At 39.7% G+C, this 16,439-nt stretch carries 14 protein-coding genes and 1 other annotated feature; of the genes, 8 read left to right on the top strand and 6 right to left on the bottom strand.

The genetic code is table 11. From position 1 onward, the window contains the following. Positions 1 to 102: 102 nt before the first annotated feature. On the top strand, positions 103 to 1,560 hold the full coding sequence (locus PROVALCAL_RS03360) for a hypothetical protein (protein WP_006657697.1): 1,458 nt from the start codon (positions 103 to 105) through the stop codon (positions 1,558 to 1,560). A 46-nt stretch (positions 1,561 to 1,606) separates the two neighbouring features. Here the strand turns inward: PROVALCAL_RS03360 and rlmC are convergent, their stop codons facing one another. The 3 genes from rlmC to PROVALCAL_RS03345 all read right to left on the bottom strand — a co-directional run bounded on the left by rlmC (position 1,607) and on the right by PROVALCAL_RS03345 (position 3,733). After that, positions 1,607 to 2,734, bottom strand: a complete 1,128-nt coding sequence (gene rlmC, locus PROVALCAL_RS03355; protein ID WP_006657696.1) for a 23S rRNA (uracil(747)-C(5))-methyltransferase RlmC — start codon at positions 2,732 to 2,734, stop codon at positions 1,607 to 1,609. 7 nt (positions 2,735 to 2,741) lie between these two features. Continuing rightward, positions 2,742 to 3,254, bottom strand: a complete 513-nt coding sequence (locus PROVALCAL_RS03350; RefSeq protein WP_006657695.1) for a YbjN domain-containing protein — start codon at positions 3,252 to 3,254, stop codon at positions 2,742 to 2,744. Between the two features lie 125 nt (positions 3,255 to 3,379). Further along, entirely contained in the window at positions 3,380 to 3,733 is a 354-nt protein-coding gene (locus tag PROVALCAL_RS03345; RefSeq protein ID WP_006662250.1) for a YbjC family protein, read from the bottom strand. Between the two features lie 192 nt (positions 3,734 to 3,925). Here PROVALCAL_RS03345 and PROVALCAL_RS03340 point away from each other — a divergent pair, with 192 nt between their 5' ends. From PROVALCAL_RS03340 to PROVALCAL_RS03325, 4 genes are all read left to right on the top strand, one after another. Then, a complete protein-coding gene (locus PROVALCAL_RS03340; protein ID WP_006657693.1) occupies positions 3,926 to 4,189 on the top strand; it encodes a GrxA family glutaredoxin in 264 nt (87 codons plus the stop codon). Positions 4,190 to 4,609: 420 nt separating this feature from the next. Continuing rightward, positions 4,610 to 5,218: an undecaprenyl-diphosphate phosphatase gene (ybjG, locus tag PROVALCAL_RS03335; RefSeq protein WP_006657692.1), complete on the top strand. Its 609-nt coding sequence runs from the start codon at positions 4,610 to 4,612 to the stop codon at positions 5,216 to 5,218. A 903-nt stretch (positions 5,219 to 6,121) separates the two neighbouring features. Further along, complete coding sequence (locus PROVALCAL_RS03330) at positions 6,122 to 7,438, top strand: serine/threonine transporter (protein WP_006657690.1); 1,317 nt, start codon at positions 6,122 to 6,124, stop codon at positions 7,436 to 7,438. Positions 7,439 to 7,592: 154 nt separating this feature from the next. Further along, positions 7,593 to 8,960 carry an L-serine ammonia-lyase gene (locus tag PROVALCAL_RS03325; protein ID WP_006657689.1) on the top strand — a complete coding sequence of 456 codons (1,368 nt, stop codon included), beginning with the start codon at positions 7,593 to 7,595 and terminating at the stop codon, positions 8,958 to 8,960. Positions 8,961 to 9,024: 64 nt separating this feature from the next. Here PROVALCAL_RS03325 and PROVALCAL_RS03320 read toward each other — a convergent pair whose 3' ends face one another. Both PROVALCAL_RS03320 and PROVALCAL_RS03315 read right to left on the bottom strand, forming a co-directional pair. After that, a complete protein-coding gene (locus PROVALCAL_RS03320) occupies positions 9,025 to 10,581 on the bottom strand; it encodes a coiled-coil domain-containing protein (protein WP_226890327.1) in 1,557 nt (518 codons plus the stop codon). Positions 10,582 to 10,835: 254 nt separating this feature from the next. After that, a complete protein-coding gene (locus PROVALCAL_RS03315) occupies positions 10,836 to 12,041 on the bottom strand; it encodes a serine hydrolase (RefSeq protein ID WP_006657687.1) in 1,206 nt (401 codons plus the stop codon). Positions 12,042 to 12,308: 267 nt separating this feature from the next. Between PROVALCAL_RS03315 and PROVALCAL_RS03310 the strand changes: the two genes are divergently transcribed. Continuing rightward, a complete protein-coding gene (locus PROVALCAL_RS03310; RefSeq protein WP_006657686.1) occupies positions 12,309 to 12,932 on the top strand; it encodes a glutathione S-transferase family protein in 624 nt (207 codons plus the stop codon). A 40-nt stretch (positions 12,933 to 12,972) separates the two neighbouring features. Here PROVALCAL_RS03310 and PROVALCAL_RS03305 read toward each other — a convergent pair whose 3' ends face one another. Beyond that, entirely contained in the window at positions 12,973 to 13,797 is an 825-nt protein-coding gene (locus PROVALCAL_RS03305) for an SDR family oxidoreductase (RefSeq protein WP_006657685.1), read from the bottom strand. 250 nt (positions 13,798 to 14,047) lie between these two features. Next, positions 14,048 to 14,175: a sequence feature (His leader region), on the top strand. Positions 14,176 to 14,215: 40 nt separating this feature from the next. Between PROVALCAL_RS03305 and hisG the strand changes: the two genes are divergently transcribed. Further along, positions 14,216 to 15,115: an ATP phosphoribosyltransferase gene (gene hisG / locus PROVALCAL_RS03300; protein WP_006662255.1), complete on the top strand. Its 900-nt coding sequence runs from the start codon at positions 14,216 to 14,218 to the stop codon at positions 15,113 to 15,115. Positions 15,116 to 15,121: 6 nt separating this feature from the next. After that, a complete protein-coding gene (gene hisD, locus PROVALCAL_RS03295) occupies positions 15,122 to 16,438 on the top strand; it encodes a histidinol dehydrogenase (protein WP_006657683.1) in 1,317 nt (438 codons plus the stop codon). Position 16,439: the final 1 nt, after the last annotated feature.

The following is a 16,439-nucleotide window of genomic DNA, read 5'->3' as shown; positions in this document are numbered from 1 at the left end:
TTAGCTAGTTAACTAAAACCTAATTGATTTTTGAAAGCAGATGTCTTTTTGTATCAGTAGTATCGATTTTTTACGTAATACTAATTAAATGAGATTTTACTGATGCCTACACCAACTAAGTACTCCATTCCATTAGAGCAAGATACGATATTAAGTTACATTGTAAATACTATTCCCAATCGATTTGAAAATAGGCTGGTTAAAACATCTAATGTATCCCTCGCAGAAATCGGCATTTGCCAAGGTATTAGTAACAGTTTTTTAATGTATGAAAATAATAATCTTGGCACTCATTACATAAGAGCCATAAGTGATTCATTCAATTCAATATCGAGCAATGAACTCCCTAAAAATACGTTAGAAAAATACATTTTAAATTCAAAGAAAAAATTCGATCTAACTATTTTAGAGACTTTATTCTCTATTGGGATTAATAATCAAATAGACTATGAATATGCTTTAGAGTTAAATAATTTATCCAAGCAAGTTAACCGTCTGGAGATAAGTGATAATCTTAATAAAGAAAGCAACATTAACTATCTAAAAAAATTATTGAAATCAATAAATTTCGAAGAGATATTAAATAATAAATTTACTTTCCTTAAAGAAAAAGAAAACAATAAACACTTCGATTTTTTCATGAAAGATTTAATGAACAGTAAAGATAGCTCATTAGAAAGCATCAATATTCCAATTAAAAAAATAGATCAAATAAAAGTAAAGCTTAGAAATGAAATACCACTAACTAAAAATAATGCAATGTACATTTTAAAGGCTTACTTCCATCATGAAAGTGCTAAAATCAATGCAATTATTTCTGATAGAAAAATTCGTGCTGGGTTAATCAATGACAACACCTATACTTTAGGACATAAAATAAACACACATGATAAGCACGCATTAAAAACACACAGTGAAATAAAACAAGATATTGAGGAATCATTGCTCAACAAGGGCTATTATTATAGTTCCGTCGCAACAAAAACACATGCAATGGCCATATCTGCTAAAATAAATGGCAATGAAAAAATATATAAATTTTTTCAGCCAACTTATGGTTTACTAGAAACTAAAGACAAACATGTTTTTTATAATCATCTATTTTCAATTATCGATGATTATAATATTAAGGGGAAAGTCTTACAAACCACGGCAAAACAAGGTTTATTAGATGTCTCATCAATAGAAAGAAAAATAGATTATAAAAACACATTGAAATTACCAGAGTTTAAAGATATCGACATTCAAAATCACATAAAGAGTGAACTAATAAGGGACAATGTAAAAATAGATTTAAATAATGAGTACAAGTTAAAGTTAAAAAGCCATGACCCAATCACCAATATAACTAAAGCGACAATTTATGGTCACTATAAAAAATGGAATATTTCGTCTAATGAATCGGATATAAAAAAAATGGTTGACTCTATAGCAGAAAAATTGCCATTGATAAAAAATAAAAAAGGTAGTGTTTATATTAACAATAATGGTGATATTTACTCTCAGAAACTAAAGCTTAGCCTAAAAAATGTCTTAAAAAATACTTTTAAATTTAGCTAATACTTTCGATATATAGATAGGGGAGTCCCCCTATCTGTGAGAATAATCACTTGCGCTTCAATAAGCTCAGTACTTCATAGTGTGCAGTATGTGGGAACATATCAAACAATTGTACTTTACATACTTGATAGCCCGATAATAACGCAAAATCTTGTGCCATGGTTTGAGCATTGCAGCTGGAATAGAGAATATACTCAGGATGCATATCCGATAAATAAGTGCATAAATTCTTACCAATACCACGACGTGGAGGGTTCACAAGAACTAAGTCAGGAATATCGTCACGGCTAGTGGCAAAATTAGTGGAATCTAATGCTTGAAACTCAACATGCTGTAAACCTAGCTCTTGAGCAGATTGGCGAGCACACTCAATCGCTGGTGCACTGATTTCAATGCCCGTTAATTTTGTTGTCTTATCCGCGCAATGCAAACCAAATCCACCTACACCACAAAACAGATCCCATAAGCTAGTGATATTCAGTGCTTTCACCCACTCGCGAGCAGTTTGATATAGCTGAGATGCCACAATCGGATTCGTTTGGAAAAAACTTTGTGGTCGAATAAATAGAGGAACTTGGTTAAATTCATCCCGCAGCACATGCTGCTGCGTGAACATAATTTCCTGTTCACCCTCTAAAATAGCCATATGAATAGGTTGAATATTGGCGGTGATCACTGCCAATTGTGGCAATTTTTCTTGTAACCAAGGCAATGCGTTCTGTAACTGTGCAATTTTTTTATCGGAGCGTAAAACAAAGCGCAGCATGAATTGCTTGGTATGCCAGCTTTGAGTCAGCAAAATATATTTTAACTCACCGCGCTTACGCTCAATGTTATAAGGCGTTAGACCGGCTCTAGCAATAAAAGGAATAAGCTGCGCAAAAACTTGAGAAAACTCGGCCGGATATAACGGGCACTCCGTCAAACTGACAGCAACACCATCACGATTAACAATCCCCAAAATGGGCTTTTCAACGCTGCCGCTCACGACCATTTTGGCTTTATTGCGAAATGCTTCAGCCGGTCCCGTTATAGGAGTTAAAAATAAGGACGAATCAAGAGAAGGCAATAACGATTGCAAATGGTTTTGTTTGCGGGAAATTTGCTGTTCTGGCGATAATTCGAGCCATTGACAGGAGAGGCATTCTCCTGCCAAATATTTTTCACAGTGCATAGGATATTTAGTGAATAATTACAGACGGTTTATCGTCGGAATCAGATTCTACCTCATCATCTTCCACTTCGGCTTCTTCAAACTCATCGTGGTTAGCATACAGCAGATTATTACTGAAGATTTCAAAGACAATACTGGAAATTTGCTCTTCCGCTTCTTGAATAAAATGACTAAATTGGCGGTATGTCATACCCGCACCTAACGAAAATGATTGGCTGACGACTAATTTAGGCAGGTTTTCATTATTAATTTCGAGAAAAACCTTCGCAGTTAACGAGCTGGCATTAATTTGGCTAATATTCGCGACCAATGTAATAATCGCTGTTGGCTTAAGTTCCGCCAGTGCTGATAACACGAGGACATTATTAATAATGTCTAGTTTCGCATCAAATATTCCATCAATGTTTTGCATATGCGGAAGATGCAGCGCAGCACAAGAATCACACTCGAAATAAGAGGTTTTGAGTTGGTCGAGCCACTCACGTAATTGTGAGATATCTGGGTAACAAATGGAGTCCATGATCAATAACCTTCTTCAACTCAAAATAACGGCACAACAAAAATAACACTATTCATTCTAACAAATAGAAAGCGGATAATTTTCACACATCATCAGTCTAAACACCAGTAAAACCATGCTCAGTTCTACTTTTCGTCTGGTTTATCATCATCTATTGGATCATTTTTAGACTGCCGACGATCACGGCTTGCGCTGCCCGATTTATTATCAATGCCTAAAAAAGTAAGTCCATGCACTGCGCGCCAAATAATGTTGATCATCGCAGGGATCAGGCACCCCATCCCAACCAGTATCATTGAGATGATCGCACCTGAACTCGCCAGCCAATCTGGGAGAGTAATATAGTTATTTGTGGCAAGTAATACAGTGACTAATAATATGATTCCAATACCTTCTAGGAAAAGCACAGGCTTTGGCATATCCGCTAATGAGCGCATCGTTCCCTTCGTTTCTTTCGTGGGTTTTTGCTGTTGTTCCATGATGTTTTCCTTCATTTTATTGCCTTGCACTGACAGTATTGTTACAACGATTAGCGAATTATATATGCTGCCTATAGCTATGAAAGGAAAATTCAACTTTTATTTCTAAGCTGATGTTGGCATAGTATTGAGCATTATTATTTCGTATCTGATTAGTCATTAGAATCTGAGTTCTAAATTTAAGGAGATATTATGTACACTGTTATTTTTGGTCGCCCTGGCTGCCCATACTGTGTTCGCGCTAAAGAACTTGCAGAAAAACTGAAAAATGAACGTGACGACTTCGACTATCGCTATGTTGATATCCAAGCAGAAGGTATCTCTAAAGAAGACTTATCTAAAACTGTGGGTAAAACTGTTGAAACCGTGCCTCAAATTTTCATCGATGAGAAACACATCGGTGGCTGCACTGATTTCGAAGCATATGCTAAAGAAAATCTGAGCCTGTACAAATAATCAATATTACAACGCTCTTTCTTTTATAAAGCCTCAAATGAGATTCCTCTTTTGGGGCTTTACTTTTTCTTTTTGTGCTATGAAAAAATATTTTCATCAAAAATTGCACATTTTCCGATCATAGTGAGAACTTTCCTCTTTTCTCGTAGTCTTAATGAGTGCCACTGCTTTTCTTTGATGTCCCCATATTGAGGAGCCCGATAGCCATTTGATTCTTTCATGCTATCGGGTTTTTTGTGCCCAGCGCTTTTACATTTCCCCTGATAAATCACTGTTATTGAGCAAATATTGATTGAGTTAATGTTTAACAAAAAGTAAATTTGTCACCTTGAGTAGCAAGGTCTAGGGCAATCTAGAGTTATCCCCATTCCATTGCTATGTCCTATCTTCTTGAGAACACATGTCCGAGGTACTTTGATCGTGCTGGAACAATTAAATCTGGATCTTTTTAATCTGATCAACGCAACGCCTGAGTCCGCCAGTGGTACTATTGCGTTAGCCACGGTGATCGCCAAACGCTTGATCCTTATTTTCCCGCTATTTACTGTTGCGTGTTGGTTTTGGGGCGCGCAGTCAAGTATGACTCGCCAACGTGCCTTTGCCTGTAAAACGGCTTACGCCATTGTCATTGGCTTAGTAATTTCTTGGTTGATTGGTTATTTTGCACCACATGAGCGTCCTTTCGTGATGGGCATTGGCTCTAATTTCTTAGATCACGACGCAACTCCGTCTTTTCCAAGTAACCATGGAACTATTGTCTTCACGTTTGTTTTTGCTTTCTTATTTTGGCTAAGAACATGGGTTGGCTTCGTGTTTATGGTTCCTGCCATCGTTATTGCATGGTCTCGAATTTATCTTGGTGTTCACTGGCCGTTAGACATGATCGGTGCATTTATCTTAGGTGCTATTTCTTGCGGTTTATCTCAGCTGATTTGGGCTGGAGGCGGCAGTGTTATTCAGCAACCACTCACTCGTCTTTACCACCTCGTATTTGGTTCTCTCATTCGTAAAGGATGGATGCAACCTTAATTGGTGATTTAAAGTACTGACCTATTATCAGTGTCAGTACTTTCCCCTTCATTTTCTCCATCATTAAATATTGAGCTAAATCAAAGTTTGTTTTCATTTATTTTTAGCGATAATAACTTTATTTGAATTTATCAAATAAATATTAAAACAATTAATTAACAAATATTTTGTAACTATTTCTTATTATTTTTTGCGACAAAAAATAAGTATTCTATTTCCCATCTTAAATCCCCTAAAATAATTAACATATTTCGCAAGAACATTAATTAACCAAAAAAATTAATCACGTTATTAATTAATTAACGTAAAGGAATAAATTCCTTTTATATCAATATGTTAAAATAAACCCCAGCTAGGTATTTCTCTAAAGAATAAAGCGGTTTTTTCATCCGTATTTTCAAGTCATTGATCATCTGATTGACGTTAAATTTTTTATTAACATGATAACGGTTTTAATGTTTTGTATTTTTATATAAATAAATTTGTCGAATAATCATTTTATGAACATTGCCGAAAATCCATGAAAACTAGCACTAAGTTAAATTTCATTAACAATTTTACAAAATTCACTGTGACCTGATAAACATGGGGGATATTTCTCTTTTGAGATAATGATCACGGCATTTTGTTCTGCTAAAATGTAGATTCACACACTCAAAATCCACCTTTAAAAATTACTTATAAAATTACAAAACTGATTGAAAATGAATTTCATATTCATCTGAGTTTTATTTCCAATCAGATTGTTACGTATTAAACCATTATTCATGGCTAGACAGTGTATTAACCGATTGTTTATTGGATGAACATTTATGGAACAGTCGATTAATCGTACAAAAAGATTAAGAGCCTAGTGATATAGGCACCCAATTTTTATTTTTACTTTTATTTTCGGAGACTATTATGGATACAACAAAAGTTGGTTCCATCAACAAAACAGCCTCGCAAACAGGGAATGCTACCGCTTGGCGCAAAACAGACACCGTATGGATGCTTGGTCTTTACGGTACTGCAATTGGTGCTGGCGTTTTATTTTTACCTATCAACGCAGGTATGAGTGGTCTGCTACCCGTCTTACTGATGTTGGTACTTGCTTTCCCAATGACATTTTTCGCTCACCGTGGTTTAACTCGTTTCGTCCTGTCTGGCTCGAAAAAAGACGGTGATATTACTGAAGTTGTAGAAGAACATTTTGGTCGTACAGCAGGTAACTGGATTACCCTGCTCTATTTCTTTGCAATTTATCCTATTCTGTTAGTTTATGGTGTTTCTATCACTAACAACGTCAACAAATTCCTGACTGAACTTTTAGGTGTTGGCGCTCCACCACGTTGGTTGCTGGCACTGATTTTAGTCGGTGGCGTCATGGCAATCGTGGCATTCGGTGAAAAATACATCGTTAAAGTCATGAGTATGCTGGTATTCCCATTCATCGCTGTACTGGTTGCATTCTCACTGTACATGGTTCCACACTGGAGCTCCGATGCTCTGAGTACTTTATCGTTAGATAGCGTGGCTGAAGCGGCTAAAGCATCCGGCGGACAAAGCATTTGGATCACTATTTGGCTAACAATTCCAGTGATGGTGTTCGCGTTTAACCACTCACCAATCATCTCTGCATTCTCAGTGGCAAAACGTGAAGAATATGATGAAGCCGCAGAAAAGAAATGTTCACGCATTTTGGCTTCTGCCCACATCCTGATGGTTCTGACTGTGATGTTCTTCGTCATCAGCTGTGTATTCACGCTATCATCAGCAGATCTTGCTGCTGCTAAAGCGCAAAACATCAGTATCCTTGACTATCTGTCTGGTTACTTTGATCAGCCGTTCATCAAGTATGCTGCCGCTATCATCGCCTTTATCGCTATCATCAAATCATTCTTAGGTCACTACCTAGGTGCTCGTGAAGGTTTCAATGGTTTAGTTGAGCGTGCATATCGTGCAAAAGGTAAAACTGTTGATATCAAGAAATTAAACCGTGGTACTGCGCTGTTCATGCTGGTAACAACGTGGTTAGTCGCAACGCTGAACCCAGGTGTACTGGATATTATTGAAAGTTTAGGTGGTCCAGTCATCGCAATCCTGCTGTTCTTGATGCCAATGTATGCAATCAGTAAAGTCCCAGCAATGCGTAAATATTCCGGTAAACTCAGCAACATTTTCGTGGTTATCATGGGTCTAGTCGCAATCTCCGCTGCAACTTACAAGTTATTCTTCTAATTAAAAAAATTAGCAAATAATTAAGTAAATCTAAGCCCTCAATTAACCTATATCAATCTGGTTAATTGAGGGATCTTCTATAATCATCTTACTGACAACAAATACCCTGTAATTGGCAGTTTGATGGGGATCCTTCAATATAGGAAGACAGAATATGATTAGCGTATTCGACATTTTTAAAATCGGTATCGGACCATCCAGCTCACACACTGTCGGCCCTATGAAAGCCGGTAAGCAGTTTGTCGATGACCTCATCCAGCAAAATCTTCTCACTAAAACCACACGTATTTCCGTCGATGTTTATGGTTCTTTATCGTTGACAGGTAAAGGCCACGCCACTGATATGGCGATTATTATGGGTTTAGCGGGTAATCTGCCCGATACGATTGATATTGATGCTATCCCAGCATTTATGCGCAATGTTGAGCAAACAGGCAAACTGTTGCTGGCAAATGGTCAACATGAAGTTGATTTCCCAACTGAAGGTGGGATGAATTTCCATTCAACCAACCTACCATTACATGAAAACGGAATGACCATTACTGCGTTTGATGGTGATCACGTTCTGTATACCAAAAATTATTATTCTATTGGCGGTGGATTTATCGTCGATGAAGAGCATTTCGGTCAAGAAACTGAAAATGCAGTCCAAGTTCCCTATCCTTATAAATATGCAGCTGATTTACAGAAACATTGCAAAGAGACTGGCTTATCGTTATCGGCTTTAGTCATGCAAAATGAGTTAGCCCTGCACAGTAAAGAAGAGATTTCTGAATACCTCGCTGCAGTGTGGGATGTCATGAAGTCGGGTATTGAACGTGGTGTGAGTACCGAAGGTTTATTACCCGGTCCATTACGTGTTCCTCGCCGTGCTGCCGCACTACGTCGCCAGCTAGTCACTTCAGATAACAACAATATCGACCCAATGGCAGTCATTGACTGGATCAACATGTACGCGCTTGCCGTCAATGAAGAGAACGCGGCAGGTGGTCGAGTTGTTACTGCGCCGACAAACGGTGCTTGTGGGATCATTCCTGCCGTTTTAGCCTACTACGATAAGTTTATTCGCCCAGTTAATGAAAACTCGTATACCCGCTATTTCTTAGTGTCCGGCGTCATTGGTACATTATATAAAATGAATGCCTCCATCTCTGGCGCTGAAGTCGGTTGCCAAGGTGAAGTGGGTGTTGCTTGCTCTATGGCGGCGGCAGGATTAGCGGAGCTAATGGGGGGCAGCCCAGAGCAAGTGTGTGTTGCCGCTGAAATCGCCATGGAACATAACTTAGGCTTAACCTGTGACCCAGTCGGTGGGCAAGTGCAAGTACCGTGTATTGAACGTAACGCCATTGCCTCTGTTAAGGCTGTTAATGCCGCACGTATGGCATTACGCCGTGTGAGTGCGCCAAGCGTATGTCTCGATAAAGTGATCGAAACCATGTATGAAACAGGCAAAGATATCAATGCTAAGTATCGTGAAACATCACAAGGCGGTCTGGCTATAAAGCTAGCTCACTGTGAATAATCCTTCACCATACATACAAAAAGGACCTGCAATTGCAGGCCCTTTGTTATTTATAAAGACGTGACTACCAAACTTGATAGGGTGTTTTTGTTTCTACCAGTATGCCCAACAGCCCGACTGCTCCATTGACTGAATCATTCGTATTTTGAGCTATCGTTTCTAAGGTTTGCGCCAAATCACTCATACTTTCAGCTAATTTGTTCCCAATTAACTCATCCTCAATGGCTAAACCACCGACCACAACAGAATTGCTAATACTATCTCCACCACGAACTGAGCCAGAATTGGTGCCTGAGTTAAGTGCCGTTCCAGCGGAAATAGCAGGCGATGGTGTCGTCGTCTTCTCTACAGATTTCAACGAAAACTCTACTCTAGAAGAGCTTTTAGTAGGATCATTTAGCATTTCCTCACCTTGTGTAGCTAAAGCACCAATTTCAGATAACATTGGTTTTAATTGCTTGAAAGTCTCCATATCCGTTTTGACCGATAACTGATAAAGACGATATGTTTCTTCCAATTCAGAATAAGATTGGCGACCATGTTGTAAACGGTCTGCTAATTGTTTTTTCTCTACCTCTAATAAGTCAATTTTATCTTTTAAATTAGATACTTTAGAGCTGCATTCAGACTCTTTTCGCACTTTCTCATCTAAGATACCTGTCAGGTAAACAAGATCATTATTCAAACGTGTAATTCGGGCATTTAAACCTTCATTGTTTTCATTAACCCGCAACAGCTTTTCATTCAACTCAGTGAGTTTTTTATTTTTTTCATCAATTTTGCATTGAAGTTCGGTAATTTTTTCTTCTTGTTTTTTATTTCTATCTTGCTGTGTTTTTAAGCGTTCTTCTAATTTATTTTTGTCTCCATTTGCTTGCTCCAATTTAGCTTCGAGACTTTGAATTTCTTTTTTCCCTTGATCAACAAGTGCTTTCAAACGGTCAATTTCACCACGTTGAATCTGCATATCTGAATGCAATTGTTCAACATTCTGTTTGGCTTTTGAGAGCTCATTATTCAGCTGCGCTTTTTCTTGTTCATGATTAATTAGGCGTTGATTCGCTTCCTTTAATTTATTTTGATCTTCCTGAGATTGACGTTTCTGATCCGCTAATTCTTGCTGTTGTTGTTGTAATTCTTGTTTTTGGGATTCAATGTCTTTCTGCAATTGCAGTAATTCATTATTTTTACGGATAATTTCCTTATTCGCATCCGCTAATTGCTTTTGCATACCTTGATATTTTTCAATACCACTTTGTAATTCCCTAATCGCATTACCCCCTTTAATGAAAGAGTTTTCACTGTTAGTCGAGCCTAATCTGTTCAGTGCAGAACCACCATTTAACTCATTATTGTTTAAACCAAAGTTTGTACTATGACCGCCTTCAACTCCCCCATTGTTCAGCCCTTCATTGTTACCATCCCCCCCTTTAATAATATGGCTATTTGTATGGTGGTTAACCGTGTGACCGCCATTGACTGAACCGCCCCCCTTACCAGAATCCGTTGCATTACCTGACTTTATAACTCCTGTATTTTCACCACAGTTATCCGCTTGACCACCATTAACACTGTTCTCACCGATTCCTTTGGTATTTTTTTGTTGAAACAGTTGTTGCATTCTTTCGTCCATGGAAATGCCCATTGATACGTTCTCCGTTAAAATAGATTAGATAAAATGATTTAAAAATAAGTATATCGAATGAAAAATAAAACCAATAATAATTTAACTTATTAATTTTCAAACGATTTAATAATTATTAAATTAAATAGAATCTATTTCAATTGAAGTTAATCTGTAAATTTAATTAATATTAAAACAAAAAGGCCTCATTCATGAGGCCTTAATTGATTTGCTAAATAACGAGTTACTTCTTATCCAAAAATTGCATTCCACCAACCCGTAATCGTCTTCATGACATAATCCCAAATTCGCCCAAAGAAACCCGCTTCTTCAACCGCTTGCTTAGCGACTAATGGGTGTTGCTCGATAACTTCATCATTTAAAATAAAGTTAATTGTGCCGACTTTCTGGTTTAACGCTAATGGCGCCTCTAGGGAATCATTATCCAGCTTGATATCCACTTTTAAATTCTGTAGCTGACCTTTTGGAATCGTCACTGCTACATCGTTTTCCACGCCTAAAGGCACTTCTGAAATATCACCAAACCATACACGCTGTTTTTGTAGTACGGCATCACCTTTAATTGGCGTCACCGTTTCAAAAAATCGAAAACCCCAAGTGAGTAGCTTTTCACTTTCAGCAAAACGAACACGGTCACTCGGTGCCCCTAATACCACGGAAATTAGACGCATAGGACCATCCGTTGCTGATGCCACTAAATTATGACCAGCCCCACTAGTATGCCCTGTTTTCACGCCATCGACTTTGAGATTCTGGCTCCACAATAAACGGTTGCGGTTAGGCTGACGGATATTATTGAAGGTAAATTCTTTTTCTTTGTGTAGTACATACTCATCAGGTACATCACGGATCAGCGCTTGCGCTAATACTGCCATATCTCTAGCAGTACTGTACTGCCCATCAGAATCTAAGCCGTGTACTGTTTTAAAATGCGTATTTGTTAAGCCAATTTTTTGAACGTAGCCATTCATCAAGTCAACAAAAGATTCTTGGCTTCCTGCAACATGCTCAGCAAGGGCAATACTGGCATCATTCCCAGATTGGATAACCACACCTTTGTTTAAATCTAATACCGAAACACGATCCTTCGGCTTCAAAAACATCAAGGATGACCCTTTTAAAATCGGATTCCCCGTCGCCCATGCAGCCTCACTAACGGTCACCATATCCTGCGGTGTAATTTTCCCCGCCTTCACGGCCTGCCCAACGACATAGCTCGTCATAATTTTGGTCAAGCTCGCAGGGTCTAAACGTTCATCAGGGTTACTGGAAGCTAAAATTTTGCCGCTGTTATAATCCATCAATACAAACGCTTTTGCGTCAACTTGTGGAGCAACTGGTGTCTGAGCCGCATAAACACTCGCGCTCATCACAACGAATAGACTTAATCCAATACCAGTCCCTCGTACGGTCGAGGACAACGTGTTTTTATTCATTGGTTACTCCTTTACTATTCCAACTCAAATCATTCATCACAATCAAAACCATCATTAGGCGTTCACTAGAAACCAAAAATGCAGTCAAATTCATCGAGATACTGCAAAATATTACTTCACTAAAACACTCTCTATACCCTAAACAAAATAGACAACAATGACCACCAGCAATGAGTAAATAATAAAGTTCCTCAATTCATCAATTTCATCTATCTTAGTTAGGTCAAATCTAAATATTCGGTCAAAAACATAATATGGGAGATTCCAATGTTAACTGTCTGGGGACGTACTAACTCTTCAAACGTCAAAAAAGTACTGTGGTGCCTGAAAGAGCTGAATATTCCTTATAATCAAAAAGATGTTGGTGGACCATTCGGTGGTGTCGATACACCTGAATATAAAAAAATGAATCCAAACAGCACAATTCCAACTTTACAGGATGAAAGGTTTACCCTGTGGGAATCCAATGCAATTTTACGTTACCTTACGGAAAAATATGATCACTCTCACCTATTGTTAGCCGCTGATCTACAAGAAAAAGCTGCTGCCGATAAATGGATGGACTGGAGCGGCGCCAATCTGTTTGATCATATCAAACAAATGATGAACAAAATTGTTCGTGTCCCTGAGGCCGACAGAGACCCAGTTCAAGCCAAAATCATTTATCAAAATATCGAAAAGCTTTTGGCAATTGCTGATGAGGCACTTAGCACTCAAGCCTATTTTAGTGGGGATAAATTTGGAATTGCAGATATCGCTATTGCGCCACTGTTCTACCCATGGCATGAGATTGTTACTGAACGCCCTGCATTTCCTCATTTAGAACGTTGGTATCAAACACTGACCCAACGTCCAGCCTTCCAAGAAATTGTCATGTTACCTATCAAATAACCGTTTACCGTGGTGCCAAAATAAGCGCCACGGCTTAGCCTTAGCTCATCGGCATATATAATGGATGCGTGAATTGATACTCATAACCCAGCTCATGACAAATTCGTTGTCCATCAATTGTTTTACCTGCCATTTCATCCTCTTCTAACACAAACTTTGGCGGCGTTAAATTCAGAGACTCAGCGGCTTCAGTATAAAACTGCTGGCGAGTTGGGTGCTCGGGCGCACATAAATTATAAACATGCCCACCTTCTGATCGCTGAATTAATAACAAAATCGCTGCAATAACATCGTCTTGATGCACCATATTAACTGGCTGATTAGCGCCCTTGACTTGCTCTTTTCCTGCAAGGAATCTCCCTGCATGCCGATTCTCCCCGACCAGACCCGCTAGTCGCAGTACATCTACACGAATATTCGGTAACCCATGAAGCCACTGTTCAACAGCAATTAACGCTTTAGCGGAGGCTGTTTCACCCAATAAAGGCGCATCTTCCGTAATAACCCCCTCAACCTCACCATAGACAGATGTGGATGACGTAAAAATAACTCGAGGAACCCGATAGCTTATTGCGCTGTCCACTAATTGCTCAATGGCCACAATATACCCTGAAAGGCTAACTTTCGATGGCGGCAGTAAAATCACCAATACCTCGGTTCCTTCCATTAACTGGTCCAAATCATCGACATCACAGCGTAATTCTGGGGTTAACTGCAATTGATAACAATCAATACCTACCCCACGAGCCGCTTCAACACCATCGATACTCGTTTTTGTTCCTGCCACATTCATTCCGTGAGCCATCAAGCGATTTGCTAGAGGTACACCTAACCAACCTAAACCAATAATGGTGATTTTTTTCATGTTACTGTCCCGCTACTGAGAAAGTGATTACATCATTGCCCATAGATTAGCTGAAAATCATTTAACTTCCGAAGCTATTTTCCAAGAGATTAATCACTATAAAAAACCACTAACTAATTATTATGCGTTATTTTGAAAAAAAGGGTTGCATTCATAGTATGAAATCGGATAGCTTGATTAGTATTGAATGTTTAAGCAATTATCCAAATAACTAAACGGAAGCTATTATGACCTGTATTTCACGCAACCATCATCACCACCATCATCCTGATTAGTCTTTCGGGCGATGTGTGCTGGAAGACGATCAACGACTCTTCCGGTGGCTGAAATGCAAATTGAGAGAACCCTCGGAAGATAATCTTCCGAGGGTTTTTTTATTATTAATCAAAAAGATATTTTTGGGATGTGGAGTAGAATTATGTTGGACAAATCACGTTTACGTATCGCAATACAAAAGTCAGGACGTTTAAGCGAAGAATCAAGAGAGCTCCTTGCTCGCTGCGGCATTAAAATCAATTTACAACAGCAGCGATTGATTGCTTATGCAGAAAATATGCCTATTGATTTACTTCGTGTGCGCGATGACGATATTCCAGGGCTGGTCATGGATGGTGTTGTTGACCTCGGTATCATCGGTGAAAACGTATTAGAAGAAGAAGTATTAAGCCGCCAAGCGCGTGGCGAAAAACCGCAATTTACCACCTTACGTCGCCTTGATTTTGGTGGCTGCCGCCTCTCTCTAGCTGCGCCATTAGACTTCAATTATACCGGGGCAGAATGCTTGAATGGTTCCCGTGTCGCCACCTCTTACCCGTACCTACTAAAACGCTATTTTGATGAAAAAGGCGTGACATTTAAATCTTGCTTACTGAACGGTTCTGTAGAAGTCGCGCCACGCGCTGGTTTAGCCGATGCCATTTGTGACCTCGTTTCTACAGGCGCAACCCTTGAAGCAAACGGCTTAAAAGAAGTGGAAGTCATCTACCGCTCAAAAGCCTGTTTAATCCAGCGTGATGGCGAAATGTCAGCCGATAAGCAACAGTTAATTGACCGCATGATGACGCGTATTCAAGGCGTTATCCAAGCCCGCGAATCAAAATACATTATGTTGCATGCTCCGGGTGAAAAACTCGAAGAAATCATCGCACTGTTACCGGGTGCTGAGCGACCAACAATTCTGCCATTAGCTGGCGACCAAAGCCGCGTTGCAATGCACATGGTCAGTTCAGAAACCCTATTCTGGGAAACCATGGAAAAACTGAAATCCTTGGGCGCAAGTTCAATCCTTGTTTTACCAATTGAAAAAATGATGGAGTAAATCGCCATGGAACTGGGATTCAATCAACCAATTCGCTGGTCAGACTGCCTTGAAGAACAGCAAGAAATATTACTGATGCGCCCTGCTATTGCCGCCTCTGGCAACATTAGCGCCGCTGTCAGCCAAATTATTGATCAAGTGCGCACTGGGGGCGATGCTGCGCTTATCGCTCTGAGCCAACGTTTTGATAAAACAGAGATTAGCTCTGTTCGTGTTTCACAAGAAGCCGTTGATGAAGCCCAAGCTCGCCTTGGCGATAACATAAAAGCGGCAATGAATACAGCGATTGGTAACATTCGTCGCTTCCACGAAGCTCAAAAACCCACGCCGATCACCGTTGAAACCCAAGCGGGAGTCGTTTGTCAACAAGTCACCCGCCCGATTGATTCCGTTGGGCTGTATATCCCGGGCGGTTCTGCACCATTACTGTCTACCGTCATGATGCTAGGAACCCCTGCGAATATTGCGGGTTGCCGCAAGATTATTCTCTGTTCACCACCGCCGATTGCAGATGAAATTTTATATGCTGCGAAGCTGTGTGGGATTACAGATATCTTCCAAGTTGGAGGAGCACAAGCTATTGCCGCGATGGCATTTGGTACCAAAAGCATTCCTAGCGTTGATAAAATTTTTGGTCCGGGAAATGCCTATGTCACCGAAGCTAAACGCCAAGTTAGTCAAAGCTATCAAGGTGCAGCGATTGATATGCCTGCGGGTCCTTCCGAAGTATTAGTGATTGCTGACAGCCAAGCCAACCCTGCGTTTACCGCCTCTGACTTATTATCCCAAGCGGAGCATGGGCCTGATTCTCAAGTGATTTTACTGACAGATAGTGCTGATTTTGCTCAGCGTGTCATTGAAGAAACAGAGAAGCAACTTGCGGTGTTATTCCGTGCATCCATTGCCCGTGAAGCACTTAGCGCAAGCCGCGTCATTATCGCCGATTCTATCGAACAATGCGTGGAAATCAGTAACCGCTATGGACCTGAACACTTGATTTTACAAACCCGCAATGCGGACGAACTCGTGGAATCTATCACCAGCGCAGGCTCCGTATTTGTTGGCGATTGGTCCCCAGAATCGGCGGGAGATTATGCGTCTGGCACCAATCACGTATTGCCAACTTATGGTTATACATCAACCTATTCAAGCCTTGGTTTAGCCGATTTTATGAAGAGAATGACAGTACAAAAACTCTCGGCTCAAGGATTGTTAGGATTAGCAAACACCATAGAAACATTAGCGCAAGCTGAACAGCTTACCGCTCACAAAAACGCCGTTACCCTACGTGTCACCGAACTAAAAAAACAAAATCAGGAGTGAA

The sequence above is a fragment of the Providencia alcalifaciens DSM 30120 genome (genome assembly GCF_000173415.1).
GTDB classification, from domain to species: Bacteria; Pseudomonadota; Gammaproteobacteria; order Enterobacterales; family Enterobacteriaceae; genus Providencia; species Providencia alcalifaciens.
This window is presented reverse-complemented; position numbering and strand designations above follow the sequence as displayed.

Excerpts from the sequence above, each read along its gene's own strand:
- PROVALCAL_RS03345 (WP_006662250.1), bottom strand. The coding sequence starts at position 3,733 with ATGGAACAACAGCAAAAACCCACGAAAGAAACGAAGGGAACGATGCGC.
- hisG (WP_006662255.1), top strand. The coding sequence starts at position 14,216 with ATGTTGGACAAATCACGTTTACGTATCGCAATACAAAAGTCAGGACGT.
- PROVALCAL_RS03305 (WP_006657685.1), bottom strand. The coding sequence starts at position 13,797 with ATGAAAAAAATCACCATTATTGGTTTAGGTTGGTTAGGTGTACCTCTA.
- PROVALCAL_RS03350 (WP_006657695.1), bottom strand. The coding sequence starts at position 3,254 with ATGGACTCCATTTGTTACCCAGATATCTCACAATTACGTGAGTGGCTC.
- PROVALCAL_RS03320 (WP_226890327.1), bottom strand. The coding sequence starts at position 10,581 with ATGCAACAACTGTTTCAACAAAAAAATACCAAAGGAATCGGTGAGAAC.
- PROVALCAL_RS03325 (WP_006657689.1), top strand. The coding sequence starts at position 7,593 with ATGATTAGCGTATTCGACATTTTTAAAATCGGTATCGGACCATCCAGC.
- PROVALCAL_RS03310 (WP_006657686.1), top strand. The coding sequence starts at position 12,309 with ATGTTAACTGTCTGGGGACGTACTAACTCTTCAAACGTCAAAAAAGTA.
- PROVALCAL_RS03315 (WP_006657687.1), bottom strand. The coding sequence starts at position 12,041 with ATGAATAAAAACACGTTGTCCTCGACCGTACGAGGGACTGGTATTGGA.
- hisD (WP_006657683.1), top strand. The coding sequence starts at position 15,122 with ATGGAACTGGGATTCAATCAACCAATTCGCTGGTCAGACTGCCTTGAA.
- PROVALCAL_RS03330 (WP_006657690.1), top strand. The coding sequence starts at position 6,122 with ATGGATACAACAAAAGTTGGTTCCATCAACAAAACAGCCTCGCAAACA.
- rlmC (WP_006657696.1), bottom strand. The coding sequence starts at position 2,734 with ATGCACTGTGAAAAATATTTGGCAGGAGAATGCCTCTCCTGTCAATGG.
- PROVALCAL_RS03360 (WP_006657697.1), top strand. The coding sequence starts at position 103 with ATGCCTACACCAACTAAGTACTCCATTCCATTAGAGCAAGATACGATA.
- PROVALCAL_RS03340 (WP_006657693.1), top strand. The coding sequence starts at position 3,926 with ATGTACACTGTTATTTTTGGTCGCCCTGGCTGCCCATACTGTGTTCGC.